Raw genomic sequence first — 16290 nt, 5'->3', positions numbered from 1 at the left:
ATAATCACCCTTGCAAGGATGCCGTCCGGCGTCCGAGGGTATTGGCCCGGGTGGCTGAGAGGGACGGAGTTCGATCATGTCAAATGTCACGATTTCCAGACGCACCGTGCTTGCCGGGTCGGCTTTGCTTCTGGCTTCGACGGCGCTGCCAACGATCGGCTGGGCACAGACACCGAAGAAAGGCGGGCGGCTGGTCGTCGCCGCCGATTCCGAGCCGCGCAACCTCAACCCGGCGATCGTCGCTTCCAACGGCGTGTTCTTCATTTCGAGCAAGATCGTGGAAACGCTGGCCGAGGCGTCCTTCGACGGCAAGGACGGGCTCGACCCGCGCCTGGCGATAGGCTGGGAGGGCGCCGCCGATGGCCTGTCGGTGACGTTCAAATTGCGCGAGGGCGTCAAATGGCATGACGGCAAACCCTTCACCTCCGCCGACGTCGCATTCTCGGCGCTGCAAATCTGGAAGCCGCTGCAGAATCTCGGCCGCACCGTCTTCAAGGAACTGGAGGCGGTCGACACGCCGGACGAACTGACGGCGGTTTTCAAATTCGCCAAGCCGACACCGTTCCAGCTGATCCGCAACGCCTTGCCGGCGCTGAGCAGCGTGATGCCGAAGCACATCTACGAGACAGGAAAGATCGAAGAGAACCCAGCCAACAACGCACCGATCGGCACCGGCCCGTTCAAATTCGCCGAACACAAGTCAGGCGAATATTACCGGCTGGAGAAGAATGGGGACTATTGGGGTAAGGACCAACCTTACCTCGACGAGATCATCTACCAGGTGCTGCCCGACCGCACTTCGGCGGCAAGCGCGCTCGAGGCCGAAGAGATCCAGCTCGCCGCGTTTTCCGCGGTGCCGCTGGCCGATCTCGACCGCATCTCCAAGGCGCCTGGCCTCAAGGTGATCACCAAGGGCTATGAGGGGCTGACCTATCAGCTCGTCGTCGAGATCAACCATCGCCGCAAGGAGCTGGCCGACCTGAAGGTGCGCCAGGCGATCGCCCACGCCATCGACAAGGATTTCGTCGTCAAGACGGTGTTCCTCGGCTACGCCGCGACAGCCACCGGCCCGGTGCCGAAGAACGATCCGCAATTCTATACGGCCGATGTGCCGACCTACGCCTTCGACGTGGCCAAGGCCAACGCCTTGCTCGACGAAGCCGGCTACAGCAAGGGAGACGACGGCAAGCGCTTTTCGCTGAAGCTGCTGCCGGCGCCCTACTTCAACGAAACCAAGCAGTTCGGCGACTATCTGCGCCAAGCGCTGGCCGCCATCGGTATCGACGCCCAGCTGGTCAACAACGATTCGGCCGCGCATATCAAGGCGGTCTACACCGACCACGCCTTCGACCTTGCGGTCGGGCCGCCGGTGTTCCGCGGCGATCCGGCGATTTCGACCACCATCCTGGTGCAGAGCGGCATTCCCGACGGCGTGCCTTTCTCCAACCAGGGTGGCTACAAGAACGATGAACTCGATGCCCTCATCGCCAAGGCGTCCGAGACGCTCGACCCCGCCGCGCGGACGGAACTTTACAAGGAGTTTCAGAAAAAGGTCGCGGCCGACCTGCCGCTGATCAATATCGCCGAATGGAGCTTCATCAGCGTTATCAGAGACACGGTGGGGAATGTCGCCAACAACCCGCGCTGGGCGGTGTCGAACTGGGCGGACACTTGGCTTGAGGGGTGAAGCCGTGGGTGAATAGCGATTGACCTTCGCCAATAGGTGAAGTTGGTAATGTCCGTGCTCGACGATACCCCCCTCTGTCCTGCCGGACATCTCCCCCTCAAGGGGGGAGATTGGCTTGCCTTGGCGCCGGCATTTCCCTCAGCAATGTTTGCGATTGGCACCACGGCATGTGACGGCCAATCTCCCCCCTTGAGGGGGAGATGTCCGGCAGGACAGAGGGGGGTGCCTAGGCGCAGCGCATCTCTCTATGGCCACAGCAACAAGCAACCTGCGCCATGAATCGCGCCCTCATCCTCCTTCGCCGTCGCCTCGTCGGCAGCGTCTTCGTGCTGCTGATTGTCGTGATCGGCACTTTCCTTTTGCTGGAAGCCGCCCCCGGCGACGCGGTCGACGCCTATATCGTCTCGACCGGCGGCGACGCCGGCATGATCGAATTGCTGCGCCATCGTTGGGGCCTCGACCAGTCGGCGTTGACGCGGCTGGCGAACTACCTCTGGGCGCTGCTGCATCTCGACCTCGGCCAGTCGGTCACCTTCTCGGGGCCGATCCGCGACGTCATCCTCGAACGCCTGCCCAACACGTTGCTGTTGATGGGCAGCGCCACCGCGCTCTCCTTCGGGCTCGGCTCGGCACTCGGCATCTATGCCGGCGCCAGGCCCGGCAGTTTTCGCGACCGCTTCCTGTCGATCGGTTCGCTGGCGCTCTATGCGGTACCGGGCTTCTGGCTCGCGTTGGTGCTGATCATCATCTTTGCGGTCGACCTGCGCTGGTTTCCGATCGGCGGCATCGAGAGCATCGCGTCGGGCAAGACCGGCCTCGAGCGCGCGGCCGATATCGCCCGCCATCTCATCCTGCCGGTGTCCGCACTCGGCTTCATCTATCTGGCACTCTATCTGCGCATGATGCGCGCCGGCATGGCCGAGGTCTGGCGGCAGGATTTTGTGCTCGCCGCCCGCGCCAAGGGGCTTTCCCGCCGCCGCATCGTGCTCGCCCACGTCGCCCGCAACGCGCTGTTGCCGTTGGTCACCATGCTCGGCCTGCAATCGGCGCAGATGCTCGGCGGCAGCGTCGTCATCGAAAGCGTCTTTTCGGTGCCCGGCCTTGGCCGGCTGGCGCAGGAGGCGGTGGCGGCGCGCGACACGCCGCTGCTGCTCGGCATCATTCTCGTCAGCGCCGTTCTGGTTATCATCATCAACCTTCTCGTCGATATCGCCTACGCTTTCCTCGATCCGCGCGTCGGCGCCAGCGAGACCAGCGCGTGAGCCCGCTTCGCCGCTTTCTTCGCACGCCGGAAGCGATCGCCGGCGCGATCATTCTGGTAGCGCTGTTCGCCATGGCGCTATCGGCGTCGCTATTCTTTCCCGGCGATCCGCAGGCTATTGCCGGGCCGGCGCTGCTGCCGCCATTTCAGGACTGGTCGCTGCCGCTCGGCACCGACCGGCTCGGCCGTGACGTGCTGGCCGAGCTTCTCCACGGCGCCCGTACCTCCTTGGCGGTCGGGCTGGCGGCGGCAGCCGCAGCCCTTGCCGTCGGCGCAATAGTCGGCACGCTGGCGGGCTTTGCCGTCGGCCTCGTCGACGAGGTGCTGATGCGCATCACCGACGCCTTCCAGACCGTGCCGAGCTTCCTGTTGGCGCTGGCCTTCGTCAGCGTCGTCGGGCCATCGCTCGGCGTCGTCGTCACGGCGATCGCGCTCGGCGCCTGGACGGGGCCGGCGCGTGTTGCCCGCGCTGAAGTGCTGTCGATCCGCGAGCGCGATTTTGTTGCCGGCGCCCGCGTCATCGGCATGCCTCCGCTGGAGATCGCCTTTCGCGAAGTACTGCCCAACGCATTGCCGCCGGTGCTGGCATTGTCGTCGGTGATCGTCGCCGCGGCAATCCTCACCGAGGCGGCACTTTCGTTTCTCGGCCTCGGCGACCCCAACCGCGTGACCTGGGGCGGCATGATCGCCGAAGGTCGCGCCGTGCTGCGCACCGCGCCCTTCCTGTCGATCATTCCAGGCGTAGCACTCGTGCTGACAGTGCTCGGCGTCTACCTCGCCGGCGAAGGCGTCGTCGAGACGACGGCGGTGAGAAGGAGCCTGTCGTGACGGCGCTGCTTTCGATCCACGATTTGACGGTGACCTACCGCCGCGACGGCAGCGAGGTGGCGGCGCTGAAACAGCTCAGCCTCGATATCGCCACCGGCGAATGCTTCGCCGTCATCGGCGAGAGCGGTTCGGGCAAGAGCACGCTGGCGCTGGCCGTTGCCGGGCTGCTGCCGGCTTCCGCCAGGATTGACGGCCGTATCGATTGGTTTTTGCAGTCGCCGCCATCTTCGGGTGCCACAGAACACAGGCCTCTAAAATCCGCCGCCAAACCCAGCCACAGTCCACTCGGTGGCCGCGACATCGGCTTCGTCTTCCAGGACCCCTCGGCCAGCCTCGATCCGGTAATGGCGGTCGGCGAGCAGGTCGCGGAAGTCGCGCACACGCATCTCGGCCTTACTTGGTCGCAATCCTATGCCAAGGCAAAAACTCTGCTTGAACGCGTCCGCCTGCCCGACCCGGACGCCGCTTTGCACGCCTACCCGCACCAGCTTTCCGGTGGCCAAAAACAGCGCGTGGCGATCGCCGCAGCGATCGCGGCCGGTCCGAAGCTGCTGATCGCCGACGAGGCGACCAGCGCTCTGGACACCATCGTGCAGGCCGAGATCGTCGCGCTGATCCGGCAATTGGTAGCCGAGGACGGCATGACGCTGCTGTTCGTCAGCCATGACATCGCGCTGGCCGCCGAGCTGGCCGAGCGCATCGCCGTATTCCGGCACGGCGAGTTGGTCGAATTCGGCGCGACGGCGCAGATCGTCGCTACCCCGCGCCACGCCTACACAAGAGCGCTGCTCGACGCTCATCTCGGCCTCGACGCCGAACCGCTGCTGCAGCAGGCAGGAGCATCGCGGTGAGCAGTCCATTGCTGGCCGTTTCCGGCCTGACCAAACGATATCGTCCCGGCGGCAAGACCCTCGCCGCCGTCGATAATGTCTCCTTTCACATCGAGCCCGGCGAGACGCTGGCGCTGGCCGGGCCTTCCGGCAGCGGCAAGTCGACGATCGCGCGACTGGTGCTGCGGCTGGTCGAACCGGACGCCGGCCGTATCGACTTCGAAGGCGGCGATTTCCTGTCCCTGAACGGCGCCGCCTTGCGCGCCCGGCGCGCTCGTTTGCAAATGGTATTCCAGGACCCGCTCGCCGCCTTCAACCCACGCGCCACCGTGGCGCGCGTGCTCGACGATCCGCTGCGCATCCATGGCATCGCAACCCGATCAGAACGCCCGCGCCGCATCGCTGCCTTGCTTGAGCGCGTCGGCCTGAGCGCTGATCTCGCCGGCCGCGCCATCCACGAGATCTCGGGCGGCCAGCGCCAGCGCATAGCGATTGCTCGCGCCATCGCCACAAACCCGTCGCTGATCGTGCTCGATGAGGCGGTGTCAGCGCTCGACGTATCGGTGCGCCGGCAGATCCTGCAGTTGCTGCTCGATCTGCAGCGCGAGGAACGGATCGCCTATCTATTCATTTCGCATGATCTTGGCGTTATCAGCGCCATCGCCCATCGTGTCGTCATTTTGGATGCCGGCCGCGTCGCCGAGAGCGGCAACGCCCGTGCGGTCATCGGTGCCCCGCAGTCGGCGATCGGCAAGGCGTTGGTGGCGGCAGCGCCAAAACTGAACAGGACCAGCACGCAGGGCGCGGCCGATCGTCAGTAACCCAGCGCGCAACCATCCTTGCGTGGATCGGACGCGCCGGTAAGCGTACCCCTCTCCCAGTCGATCAGCACCAGCTGGCCGCCGCCTTGCGGCTCGGTCGCGATGGACAACTGATGGCCGCGCTCACGCAGGCCGGCGATTGCATCGGCCGGAACGCCACGCTCCGCCTCCACAGTGTTCTGTCTGTAAAACACACGTGGCGCATCCAGCGCCTCCTGCGGGTCCATGCCGAAATCGATCATGTTGGTGAGCAGGTGGACATGGCCGAACGGCTGGTAGCCGCCGCCCATCACCCCGAACGGCATGACCGCCCGGCCCTTGGCTGTCACCATCCCCGGCATGATGGTGTGCATCGGGCGTTTTCCCGGTGCGATGCGATTTGGGTGGTCCGCCGCCAGGCGGAAGCTGCTGCCGCGATTCTGCAGGACGACACCGCTCTTGGGGCCGACCACCCCGCTGCCGAACGAATAAAAGGTCGAGTTGATGAAGCTGACTGCATTACGGTCACGGTCGACCACCGAGATGTAGACGGTATCGCTCGGCTGAAGCTCAAGGCGCGGCAGATGCGTCATCGCGCGCGCCGGATCGATCGCGGCGCGAAGCTGGTCCGCATGGGATCTAGACAACAACTGCTGCACGGGAACATGGACTTGGTTCTGATCGCCGATCAAATTGTCGCGGTCCTGATAGGCAAGCCGCCCCGCCTCGATCTCGAGGTGAAAGCGCTCGGCGCCGTTCGGCTCCAGCGAGCCGAGCGAAAAGCCCGACAGCACATTCAGCATGATCAGTGCCGTCAGCCCTTGGTTGTTCGGCGGCATCTGATGGATGTCGTAGCCCCGGTAGGATGTGCCGACCGGCCTGACATAGTCGCCCTTCGTGGCCGCAAAATCCTCGAACGCATGCAGCCCACCGAGAGCACGCAGACGCGACACCATGTCGTCGGCGACCTCGCCTTCATAGAAGCCGGCTCGACCGCGGCGCGAGACGAGGCGCAAGGTGTCGGCCAGTTGCGGCTGCCGGTGCAGCTCGCCGGCCAGCGGCGCCTTTCCATCCGGCAGAAAAATCCGCGCGGCATGTTCGTCGGCGGCCAGCAAGGCAGCACTTTCAGCCCAGTCGAAGGCGACACGGTCTTGGACGACGTAGCCCTGTTCGGCGTAACGTATGGCGGGTGCGAGCGCGGCGTCGATGCCCTTTCTGCCGTGATCCTCGAGCAGCCGGCACCAGGCGTCGATGGCGCCCGGCACGGTGACTGCGTGCGGACCGGACTCAGGCAGTTCGTCATGCCCCCTGTCCAGATACCACTCAGCCGTCGCTGCTGCAGGTGCGCGGCCGGAGCCGTTGAAGGCCAGAACCTCGCCTTGGCCGTTGGGACAGTAGAGGACGAAACAGTCGCCGCCGATACCGGTCGATTGCGGCTCGACGACCGCCTGCACCGCCGCCGCGCACACGGCTGCGTCCATTGCATTGCCGCCGGACCGCAGCATCTCGACCGCCGCCAGTGTCGCCAGCGGGTGCGATGTCGCGGCCATCGCTTCCGTCGCACGAACCGGCGACCGACCGGGGAGTTGAAAATCACGCATGCAGGACCAATAGCCTCCAACCAACCAGATGTGAACTGGCACCGGCACCCAAAGGGCTGCGCCACCGAAATCAGCACGATCACCGTGGCAGCGTCTGACCCCGGGAAACTGCCGGCCTCAATCAGCGAATTTGAAAACATCCGTGGTGTAATCGGGGTAGGCGTCCAGACTGTCGAAAAGCTCGGCCAGGTCAGGGGTGTCTGCCAATATTCCGGACAAGACCAGCGCAGTCGCCACGCCGGCACCAATTCCACCGGCGACATCGTGTTCGATGCTGTCGCCGACACAGACCACGCTGCTGCGGTCCGGGTTGCCCGCCAGCGCCAGCGCGGCATCGAAGATCGGGGCGTAGGGCTTGCCGATGCGGGTGACGCTGCCGCCGAGGCTCTCGTAGAGATCCGCAAGCTGACCGGCGCCAAAGCGGGGCCCCACCGCCGTCAGCATGATCTTGTCGGGATTGGTGCAGAAGCAGGGCACCTGCCGCGCTGCTGCCGGTGCAAAAAGCCTGCGATAGTGATCGATGTCGAAGCGATCGCCCTCGCTGGCGGCGATCAGCACCAACTCGGCATCGTCGCCGTCGCTGGTCAACGCGAAAGGCAGGCCTTCAATCGCCGAGCGGTCGCCTTCGCGGCTGATCAGCAGGCACTTTGTGTTTGGGCGCAGCGTTCCGGACACCGCCATTTCGTGAAAGGACCGCCACGCGATCTCGCCGGAAGAGACAAATTGATCCCAGCTTCCTGGTTCGAAGCCGAGCTTCAGCAACCGGGCCTCGTTGGGCCGCGCCCGCCTGCCGGAGTTCGAGACCAGCACGATCGTGCTGCCTGCCCGCTTCAGCGCCGACAATGCCTCCACGGCGCCCGGATAGGGATTTGTACCATCGTGCAGCACGCCGAACTGATCGAGCAAGAACACCTGATAGCGCTCAACCAGCGCTCCGATGCCGTCGAGATGTTCAACTGTTTTCGTGCTCACAAAAGCCCCGCTTCGATTGCGCCTATCAGCGCCAGCCGCGCCGTGCCGGCGGCCGCCTCATCCGAAAGCGCCGGCAGAAAACCGACGCCCAGCTTGCGCTGCCGGATCGCGGTCCAGGCGGGATTTGCCGCACCGCCGCCGACACTTCTCACCGAGAGCAGCCGAGGCGCGCCGAGCTCGGCAAGCCGGCGATAGCCGAGCGCCTCGATCTCGGCAATGCCCTCCAACATCGCTTTCAGATAGTCGGCGTCGTCCGCAGGCCGCGGCGTCAGACGTGGCGGCATAGCAGGATCGGCGATCGGAAAGCGTTCGCCGACCGCGGGAAGCGGATAATAGTCGAGGCCGGTCTCCGTCATGGGGTCTATGGCCGCACTCAGCTCGATGATGCGCCCGAGCGAGAAATGCTGCGCCAGAACCTTGCCCCCCGAATTCGACGCACCACCCGCCAGATAGGCATCTCCCAACCGATGGCTATAGATGCCGAACTGCGGCGCCGAGATCGGCCGGTCGGAGAGGATTTTGAGGGTCAGCGAGGACCCCAGCGCGGTGACGCCGTCGCCAACTGCCGCAGCGCCCGTCGCCAGGAACGACGCGCAGCCATCGGTCGTCCCAGCGACCACGGCGACGTCGCGCGCCAGGCCGAACAGGTCCGCTGCGCTCGCGGTGAGCGTTCCCGTGACGTCGCCCGGCTTGACGACACGAGGAAGAAATTCCATGCGCATGCCGGTCGCCGCGATCCAGTCCGGCCAACGCCGCGCCTCGATGTCGTAGCCGGTTTTCAGGGCATTGTTCTCGTCGCTGATATCGAAGCGGCCGGAGAACTTTCCCGCGATCCAGTCGGCCTGATGCAGCACCGCGGCGACCCCGGGCTGGCGCTGGAACCACAGCGCCTTGGCGAGACCGGACGTCGCCCCACGTGCTGCGCTCGCTGCCGGCGCCTCGCGCGCGATCACGGCCAGAATGGCGTCGTCGTCGACCTTGTCGTTGTACATCAACGGCTCGGCCAGCGGCCGGCCGGCGCCGTCGACCGGCAGGAGCGTGCCCGAAGTGCCGTCGACGGCGATCGACCGGACCGCCGCGCGATCGATGCCCGAAAGCAGTTCCGTCAGCGCCGCGCCGACCGCTGGCCACCACACTGAGGGGTCGCGGGCGTTCTGGCCAAATCTGTCGAGTGGCACGGCGGAACGCGCGGCAATCGAAAAGTCCGGGCGCATGGCGACGGCGCGCGCACCCGACGTGCCGATATCGATGCCTATCGAAAGCGGACCGACCGAAAGCGCCATGTCAGCCGCCAGCTGCATTGAGTTTCTGGCGATACTGCTCGGCGTCCCAGTTGATCAGTTCGTCGTTCTCGGCGGCGGTCAGATAGTTCAGCTTCGCCGCGCCGTCGACCCGCGCCGTCACGTCGGCGAGGCAGCGTTGCATGGCATCGGCGCCGCCGCCGGCGTCGCCGCGCATCAGCACGCCAAGCCCCGGAAACAGGATTGCCACCGGTGCCGTGCCGCACCGTTCGGTGACACGCTTCACGTCCTCGCCGGGCCTCGCCACGACCGACCCCTGGCCGAGAAAGATGACGTGATCCGGATAGAGGCTGCCCCCCGACGCCATGCGGCAGCTTTCCGGGTCGATCGCGGTGGCATGTGCTTCGACATCCGCCGGCAACCTGTAGCCGGTGCGTCCGATGAGCGCCGTCAATGCGACAAGGTTGGGCTCCGCCACCTTACGGGGCGGCCGCGCCAGCAGCCCTGTGACGCGGCGCAGCAGCGCCTCGGCGCCGGCGACGGTCTCGGCTGCGACGACCAGGCCGTGATTGGCAAGGATCAGGACATCGACCCCAGGCCGAAGGCGCTCGGCAATGCCCTGGGCGAGCGGCAGGCCAGGCCGGCGATAGGGAACATACGCCCATTCGAGGCCATCGAGGCGCTTGGTAACTTGAGCCTCGCAGTCGGCCTGCACGGAAAGCGAAATGGTGTCGACGCAGTGGACATGCAGAACGACGCGCTGCGGCATCAGCGCATGAACCGTGGTCTCGATCGAAGGACGCAGCTTGCGGGCATTGAGCGCCTCGATGGCGAAGGCCTGTGGCTGATCGGCGGCCGGGTCGCGCTGTTCGACAGCCCTGAGCAGCGGGGGGATCGCCACCGGAACCATGATGTCTTCGGCGAGCGCATCCTTCAGCCAGGTACCCGAAGCCTTGATCCAGAGCGTGTCGCCGGCTTTCAGCGAAGTGTTGCCGCCCGCGGCCTGGGTCAAATGCGGGTCGCGCCCGATATTGGCCGAAAGCGACCGCAACGCAGCCAATTCCTGCGCATCCGCATTGATTGCCATCGAAACTCCTTCACAAACCGGCCGCGTGCCACGGCCTTGGATATCCCGTAGCCGGGATAACGAGTGACGCTGGTATCGCAGATGCGAGTAAGTTACGTCAATAGTGATCTTATCCCATCAAATCGAGCTTGCAATCTGATCCGCGTTGAGTAAGTTGCACCAATTGCCGTGGCAAAATGGCATTTCGGGAGGGTATCCGTTGAGCGACTCCGGCCGCCAGCGTCAGATCGTCGAGCTGTTGCGGGATCGCCCCTTCGCCTCGGTGCGTGAGCTGCAGGAGCGGCTCGGCGTATCGGCTGCGACGGTGCGGCGCGATATCGACAAGATCGACGAGGCCGGCGAAGCACGGAAGGTCTATGGCGGCATCTCGGCACTCGATGGCGCTTCGCAGGCAGGCGTTGCCTATGCTCGGCCTTACGACGAGAACCGCGACCTCGCGGTCGAGGCCAAGCGGCAGATCGCCGCTCTCGCTGCGACCATGGTGCGCGATGGCGACGCCGTCATCGTGCATGGCGGTTCGACCTGTTTCCATCTCGGCGCCAAGCTCGCCGACCGCAACATCCGGCTCTACACCAACTCCATGCCGCTCATCGCCTATTTGAGCGACCACGGCCATTGCAGCCTAACAGTTGCCGGGGGTGAACTTCATCGCGAGCCTGGCATCATTCATTCGCTCACCCAGACGGTGTCTTTCTACGCATCGAAGTTCTTTCTTGGCGCGCAAGGCATCGGCCCGGAGGGCGTGCTGGAATCGCATCCGCTGCTGGTCCGCTCCATCGTCGAACTCAGCCTCTGCGCCGACCAGATCGTCGTGCTGGCCGACAGCCGCAAACTGTCGATCCATGCGCGCAACGTGGCGCTGCCCTTGTCGCGCATCGGCACGCTGGTGACCGACGACGGCCTCTCCGATGCCGACGCGCGCATGCTGGAGGACGCCGGCGTCATGGTGCGGATCGCCTCTTCCTCGGGAGCCGTCCAGTGAAAGTGGCCGTCCTCGACTTCGGCAAGACCAACTCGAAGCTGTTCGTCTTCGATCAGAACGGGCAGATCCTCGACGAGCGCCGAACCCAGCCGAACTGGACGCGCAAAGGCGGCTTCAGCGTGCTCGATGAGGCAGCGCTTCACGATTGGGCGGCTCGCGCCGTCGGCGAGGCGGTCGATATCAATGGCATAGAGAGGCTGATGGTTTCGGGCCATGGCTGCACCTTTGCCTTGATTGACGATGCAGCGCTAACGCATCCGATCCTCGATTACGAGCAAGAGCCGCCGGCCGAGATTGCCGCGCAGATCGATCGCCGCATTCCGGATTTTGCCGAGACCTTCTCGCCCCATCTGCCGCTCGGCTTCAACTATGGTCGCCACATGCTGTGGCTGAAGACGGTGCAGCCGAGCGCGTACGCTGCCGCGAAATCGATTCTCGGCTATCCGCAATACTGGAGCTGGCGCTTTGGCGGCCGGGCGGTGTCGGAGGTGTCCTATCTCGGCTGCCACTCGCATCTGTGGGCGCCGCGCAAGCGCGATTTCTCCTCGCTGGTTGACGCCGAAGGATGGCGCGGCCAGATGCCCGCCTTCGAGCGTGCCGGCGCGGTGATCGGCGAGCAGCGCTTCGGCGAGGCGGCGCGGCCGATCGCCATCCACAACGGTGTCCATGACAGCAATGCGGCGCTCCATGCCTATCGCCGCCAGGAGCTTGGGCCGGTCACTGTCGTCTCGACCGGCACCTGGGTGGTTGTTCTCAATCCGGACTGCCCGCTCGACGCGCTCGATCGCGATCGCGACATGCTGGTCAATGTCGATGTCGACGGTGGCCCGGTGCCGACCATCCGCTTCATGGGCGGCCGTGAATTCGCGACGATCAGCGCCGGCTGGCAGGGCGCAATCGCCCGCTCCACAGTACAGCAGGTGATCGACGCCGGCATCATGGCGCTGCCGAGCTTCGCGCCAGGTGGACCGATGCCTGGCCATCCCGGCGAACTGATCGGGCGCGCACCCACCGCGGAGGAACGCGCAGCCGTAGCGCTGCTCTATGTCGCGCTGATGGTCGATCTGTGTCTCGAACTGATCTATTCGAACAACACCATAATCGTCGATGGCGGGCTGAACAGTGGCGGCCTGCTCGCTAGCCTGCTGGCGCAGCTGCGTCCCGGCCAAGCCTTCATGCAGGGCGCCACGCTGGAGGGCAGCGCCACTGGAGCGGCGGCTCTCGCTTTCGAGAGTGTTGGACGCGAATTTGCCGCCGAGGCGCCGGAGCCTGTTCGTGCTTCAAGCTTCACCGGGCTTGCCGGCTATCGCGACAGCTGGCGCGGCCTTTCCGCCGACCGAGGCATCGTTGGTGCGGCAGCGGGAGGCGCGCGATGACCGCCGCTGCCCGAATCGAAACAGTGCGCCAGCCGGTGCTGGAGATGCGGCACATCTCCAAGACGTTCGGCCCGATCCGCGCCTTGCAGGATGTGTCGCTGACTGTGCACGCCGGCGAACTGCACGCGCTGATGGGAGAAAACGGCGCCGGCAAGTCGACGCTGATGAAGGTGCTGTCCGGCGCCTATCGGCCAGATCCCGGCGGCGACATCTTGATCGACGGCGCGCCGGTCGCGACCGGCGACCCGATCAAGGCACGCGCCAACGGCATCGCGGTCATCTATCAGGAGCTGTCGCTGGCGCCCAACCTGACGGTCGCGCAGAACATCTTCCTCGGCAACGAGCCGAGACGGTTCGGCATCGTCGACCGCGACCAGTGCAACCGGCGCGCCAAGGAAATCATCGCGCGGCTCGGCGTCTCCTTCTCGGCGCGCGCCCTTGTCTCCAGCCTGTCGCTCGGCGAGCGCCAGATGGTCGAGATCGCTCGCGCGTTGTCGACCAGCGCGCGCATCATCGTCATGGACGAGCCGACCACCTCGCTGACCTCGCGCGAGACGGACAGGCTGTTCGAGGTCATTGCGACGCTGAAGTCGCAGGGCATCGCCATCATCTACATCAGCCACCGCATGGAAGAGGTCTACCAGCTTGCCGACCGCGTCAGCGTGCTCCGCGACAGCGGCTATGTCGGCACGCTCGATCGCGCCGATCTGAACGCCTCGCGCCTCGTTTCGATGATGGTCGGCCGTGACCTGTCCGCCTTCTACAAAAAAGATCACCGCCCGCCGGACAGCAACCGAGCGATCGCATTGTCGGTGCGCGGCATGTCGGATGGCAATCTCCTGAAGGACTGTTCCTTCGACCTGCACAAGGGCGAAGTGCTGGCGCTGGCTGGCCTTGTCGGTTCGGGCCGCACTGAGCTCGCACGGCTGATCTTCGGCGCCGACAGGCACACATCAGGCACGCTGGAACTCGACGCCAAGCCGATAGCCATCGGCTCGCCGCGCGAGGCGCTGGACGCCGGCATTGCCTATCTTACCGAAGACCGCAAGGAACTCGGCCTGTTCCTCGACATGTCGATTTCCGACAATATCAGCATGGGCGTGCTCGCAAGGGATGCGCAGGCCGGAGGCTTGCGCGACTTCGCGACGGCCGAAAGGCGCGCCGCCAAGGCCGTTTCCGAGCTCTCCATCCGCACCAGGTCGGTGCAGGCCAATGCCGGCTCGCTGTCGGGCGGCAACCAGCAGAAGGTGCTGCTCGCCCGCCTGCTCGAAACCGAACCGCGGGTCCTCATCCTCGACGAACCGACGCGCGGCGTCGATGTCGGGGCGAAGTCGGAAATCTACCGGCTGATCGACGATCTCGCCAAGAAGGGCATCGCCATCCTGATGATCTCCAGCGAACTGCCGGAGGTGATCGGCGTCGCCGACCGCGTGCTGGTGATGCGCGACGGCACTATCGCTGGCGAGGTGACGGCATCCGAAGGCCAGCCGCTCAGTCAGGAGGCAATCATGGAACTTGCAACGGGAGCGGCCAAGGGATGACCGACAAGGCAACCGAGATGAGCGCGGGCGACCAGGCTGTCGGCAGGAGCCGGCGGCTGCGCACCGCCTTCGCCGCCCTTGGCATGCTGCCGGTCCTGATCCTTTTGGCGGCCGGCTTCCAGATCATGAACCCGCGCTTCCTCACCGAGACCAACCTGTTGATCGTCACGCAGCAGTCGTCGATCAACATCGTCCTTGCGGCCGGCATGACCTTCGTAATCCTGACCGGCGGCATCGACCTGTCCGTCGGCTCGATCCTTGCCGCATCGGCGATGGTGGCGGTGATGGTGTCGCTGGTGCCGGAGTGGGGCATACTCGGCGTGCCGGCGGCCATTCTGGTCGGCCTCGGCTTCGGCGTCATCAACGGGCTGCTCGTCGCCTATATCAAGCTGCCGCCCTTCATCGTTACGCTGGGTTCGCTGACCGCCGTGCGCGGCGTCGCCCGCCTGCTCGGCCAGGACACCACGGTGTTCAACTCGGACCTGCCGTTCGACTTCATCGGCAACGGTTCGCTGTTCGGCATCCCCTGGCTGGTCATCATCGCTCTGTCGGTCGTGGTGCTGTCCTGGCTGGTGCTCAAGCGCACCGTGCTCGGCACCTGGATCTATGCCGTCGGCGGCAATGCCGAGGCCGCCCGCCTCACCGGCATCAAGGTGCCGCTGGTGCTGCTCTTCGTCTATGGCGTTTCAGGCCTTCTGGCCGGTCTTGGCGGCGCCATGTCGGCGGCCCGGCTCTATGCCGCCAACGGGCTGCAGCTTGGGCAGTCCTACGAACTCGACGCCATCGCCGCGGTCATTCTCGGCGGCACCAGCTTCGTCGGCGGCGTCGGCTCGATCTGGGGCACGCTGATCGGCGGCCTGATCATAGCGGTGCTCTCCAACGGGCTGATCTTGGCCGGTGTTTCCGACATCTGGCAGTACATCATCAAGGGATTGGTCATCATCGTGGCGGTCGCCCTCGACCGCTACAGGCTCCAGGCAGGAGCAAGAACGTGATTGACCTTAGTCGCCGGCGTCAACGACCGGTTTCATGTAACGCACCGTGAGAGGCGCGGGGCATCAGGAGGAAAACAATGAAGACCATCGCTAAACTGCTCTGCGGCGTTGCCCTTGCGGCCGTTGCCATCGCACCGGCTTCGGCCAAGGATCTGAACAAGGTCGGCATCTCGGTCGGCCTGCTCGGCAACCCGTTCTTCGTCGCCACGATCAAGGGCATCGAGGACGCCGCCAGGAAGATCAACCCGAATGTCGAGGTGACGTCGGTGTCGGCCGACTACGACCTCAACAAGCAGGTCTCGCAGGTCGACTCGTTCATCGCCGCCGGCGTCGACGTGATCATGCTCAACGCCGTCGATGCCAAGGCGATCGCACCGGCGGTGAAGAAGGCGCAAGCGGCGGGCATCGTGGTTGCCGCGTTCGACGTTTCGGCGCCGGGCGCCGACGTCACCGTGATGACCAACAACGTCAAGGCTGGCGAAGCGGCCTGCCAGTATCTGATCGACCATACCGGCGGCAAGGGCGACTACGTCATCCTGAACGGCCCGGCATCGTCGTCGATCCTGGAGCGGGTGAAGGGCTGCAAGGACGTGCTTGCGAAGCACCCGGACATCAAGATCCTCTCCGACGACCAGAATGCCGAAGGCTCGCGCGACGGCGGCCTGAAGGTCTTCCAGTCGCTGCTGACCCGCTTCGACAAGATCGACGCGGTGTTCGCCATCAACGATCCGACGGCGATCGGTGCCCAGCTTGCGGCCAAGCAGCTCAACCGCTCGGAGTTCATCTTCACCGCGGTCGACGGCGCGCCCGACATCGAGAAGGAACTCTCTTCCGGCACGTCGATGATCAAGGCCTCGGCCTCGCAGGACCCCTATGTGATGGCTGGCCAGTCGCTGCAGATGGCGGCCGAAGTGCTTGCCGGCAAAAAGCCGGCCGAGGCGACGGTGCTGCTCGACCCGCAGCTGATCACGGCCGAGAACCTGAAGGACTACAAGGGCTGGACCGCGGCCCGCTAGCTTAGAGCCTCCCAGGGCTGGTGCGGCCGGGACGACCGGCCGCACCAATTTTTTGTTTGAGCATCGGATTTTT

Annotated in this window: 14 protein-coding genes; 10 read left to right on the top strand and 4 right to left on the bottom strand. The window is 65.2% G+C overall.

The window, feature by feature from the left end:
• Positions 1-76 precede the first annotated feature (76 nt).
• The 5 genes from IHQ72_RS09055 (at position 77) to IHQ72_RS09035 (ending at position 5427) form a co-directional block, all read left to right on the top strand.
• Positions 77-1687 carry an ABC transporter substrate-binding protein gene (locus IHQ72_RS09055; protein WP_258122106.1) on the top strand — a complete coding sequence of 537 codons (1611 nt, stop codon included), beginning with the start codon at positions 77-79 and terminating at the stop codon, positions 1685-1687.
• Positions 1688-1962: 275 nt separating this feature from the next.
• Positions 1963-2949, top strand: coding sequence for an ABC transporter permease (locus IHQ72_RS09050; protein WP_258122105.1), 987 nt, complete (start codon positions 1963-1965; stop codon positions 2947-2949).
• Positions 2946-3776, top strand: a complete 831-nt coding sequence (locus tag IHQ72_RS09045; RefSeq protein WP_258122104.1) for an ABC transporter permease — start codon at positions 2946-2948, stop codon at positions 3774-3776. The genes IHQ72_RS09050 and IHQ72_RS09045 overlap by 4 nt, the downstream gene beginning before the upstream one ends.
• Positions 3773-4627 carry an ABC transporter ATP-binding protein gene (locus tag IHQ72_RS09040; protein WP_258122103.1) on the top strand — a complete coding sequence of 285 codons (855 nt, stop codon included), beginning with the start codon at positions 3773-3775 and terminating at the stop codon, positions 4625-4627. Before IHQ72_RS09045 ends, IHQ72_RS09040 begins: the two co-directional genes overlap by 4 nt.
• A complete protein-coding gene (locus tag IHQ72_RS09035) occupies positions 4624-5427 on the top strand; it encodes an ABC transporter ATP-binding protein (protein WP_258122102.1) in 804 nt (267 codons plus the stop codon). Before IHQ72_RS09040 ends, IHQ72_RS09035 begins: the two co-directional genes overlap by 4 nt.
• Here IHQ72_RS09035 and ggt read toward each other — a convergent pair.
• The 4 genes from ggt to IHQ72_RS09015 all read right to left on the bottom strand — a co-directional run bounded on the left by ggt (position 5421) and on the right by IHQ72_RS09015 (position 10307).
• Positions 5421-7007, bottom strand: coding sequence for a gamma-glutamyltransferase (gene ggt / locus IHQ72_RS09030; RefSeq protein ID WP_258122101.1), 1587 nt, complete (start codon positions 7005-7007; stop codon positions 5421-5423). The two genes, IHQ72_RS09035 and ggt, sit on opposite strands and share 7 nt — an antisense overlap.
• A gap of 117 nt (positions 7008-7124) precedes the next feature.
• Positions 7125-7979 carry a TIGR01459 family HAD-type hydrolase gene (locus IHQ72_RS09025; RefSeq protein ID WP_258122100.1) on the bottom strand — a complete coding sequence of 285 codons (855 nt, stop codon included), beginning with the start codon at positions 7977-7979 and terminating at the stop codon, positions 7125-7127.
• Complete coding sequence (locus IHQ72_RS09020) at positions 7976-9280, bottom strand: FGGY-family carbohydrate kinase (protein WP_258122099.1); 1305 nt, start codon at positions 9278-9280, stop codon at positions 7976-7978. Before IHQ72_RS09020 ends, IHQ72_RS09025 begins: the two co-directional genes overlap by 4 nt.
• Positions 9264-10307 carry a class II aldolase/adducin family protein gene (locus IHQ72_RS09015; protein ID WP_258122098.1) on the bottom strand — a complete coding sequence of 348 codons (1044 nt, stop codon included), beginning with the start codon at positions 10305-10307 and terminating at the stop codon, positions 9264-9266. The genes IHQ72_RS09020 and IHQ72_RS09015 overlap by 17 nt, the downstream gene beginning before the upstream one ends.
• 199 nt (positions 10308-10506) lie before the next feature.
• On the opposite strand from IHQ72_RS09015, the gene IHQ72_RS09010 reads away from it, so the two are divergent.
• The 5 genes from IHQ72_RS09010 (at position 10507) to IHQ72_RS08990 (ending at position 16217) form a co-directional block, all read left to right on the top strand.
• On the top strand, positions 10507-11289 hold the full coding sequence (locus IHQ72_RS09010) for a DeoR/GlpR family DNA-binding transcription regulator (protein WP_258122097.1): 783 nt from the start codon (positions 10507-10509) through the stop codon (positions 11287-11289).
• Complete coding sequence (locus tag IHQ72_RS09005; protein WP_258122096.1) at positions 11286-12665, top strand: FGGY-family carbohydrate kinase; 1380 nt, start codon at positions 11286-11288, stop codon at positions 12663-12665. The genes IHQ72_RS09010 and IHQ72_RS09005 overlap by 4 nt, the downstream gene beginning before the upstream one ends.
• Positions 12662-14206 (top strand): sugar ABC transporter ATP-binding protein, encoded by a 1545-nt coding sequence (locus IHQ72_RS09000; protein ID WP_258122095.1) that lies wholly within the window; start codon positions 12662-12664, stop codon positions 14204-14206. The genes IHQ72_RS09005 and IHQ72_RS09000 overlap by 4 nt, the downstream gene beginning before the upstream one ends.
• Entirely contained in the window at positions 14203-15201 is a 999-nt protein-coding gene (locus tag IHQ72_RS08995) for an ABC transporter permease subunit (RefSeq protein WP_258122094.1), read from the top strand. The genes IHQ72_RS09000 and IHQ72_RS08995 overlap by 4 nt, the downstream gene beginning before the upstream one ends.
• Before the next feature lie 77 nt (positions 15202-15278).
• Positions 15279-16217: an ABC transporter substrate-binding protein gene (locus tag IHQ72_RS08990; protein WP_258122093.1), complete on the top strand. Its 939-nt coding sequence runs from the start codon at positions 15279-15281 to the stop codon at positions 16215-16217.
• Positions 16218-16290 lie beyond the last annotated feature (73 nt).

The organism is Mesorhizobium onobrychidis (genome assembly GCF_024707545.1).
GTDB lineage: Bacteria > Pseudomonadota > Alphaproteobacteria > Rhizobiales > Rhizobiaceae > Mesorhizobium > Mesorhizobium onobrychidis.
The sequence above is the reverse complement of the archived record's forward strand: the minus strand, read 5'-3'. Positions and strand labels throughout refer to the sequence as shown.

Excerpts from the sequence above, each read along its gene's own strand:
- IHQ72_RS09015 (WP_258122098.1), bottom strand. The coding sequence starts at position 10,307 with ATGGCAATCAATGCGGATGCGCAGGAATTGGCTGCGTTGCGGTCGCTT.
- ggt (WP_258122101.1), bottom strand. The coding sequence starts at position 7,007 with ATGCGTGATTTTCAACTCCCCGGTCGGTCGCCGGTTCGTGCGACGGAA.
- IHQ72_RS08990 (WP_258122093.1), top strand. The coding sequence starts at position 15,279 with ATGAAGACCATCGCTAAACTGCTCTGCGGCGTTGCCCTTGCGGCCGTT.
- IHQ72_RS09000 (WP_258122095.1), top strand. The coding sequence starts at position 12,662 with ATGACCGCCGCTGCCCGAATCGAAACAGTGCGCCAGCCGGTGCTGGAG.
- IHQ72_RS09020 (WP_258122099.1), bottom strand. The coding sequence starts at position 9,280 with ATGCAGCTGGCGGCTGACATGGCGCTTTCGGTCGGTCCGCTTTCGATA.
- IHQ72_RS09050 (WP_258122105.1), top strand. The coding sequence starts at position 1,963 with ATGAATCGCGCCCTCATCCTCCTTCGCCGTCGCCTCGTCGGCAGCGTC.
- IHQ72_RS09055 (WP_258122106.1), top strand. The coding sequence starts at position 77 with ATGTCAAATGTCACGATTTCCAGACGCACCGTGCTTGCCGGGTCGGCT.
- IHQ72_RS08995 (WP_258122094.1), top strand. The coding sequence starts at position 14,203 with ATGACCGACAAGGCAACCGAGATGAGCGCGGGCGACCAGGCTGTCGGC.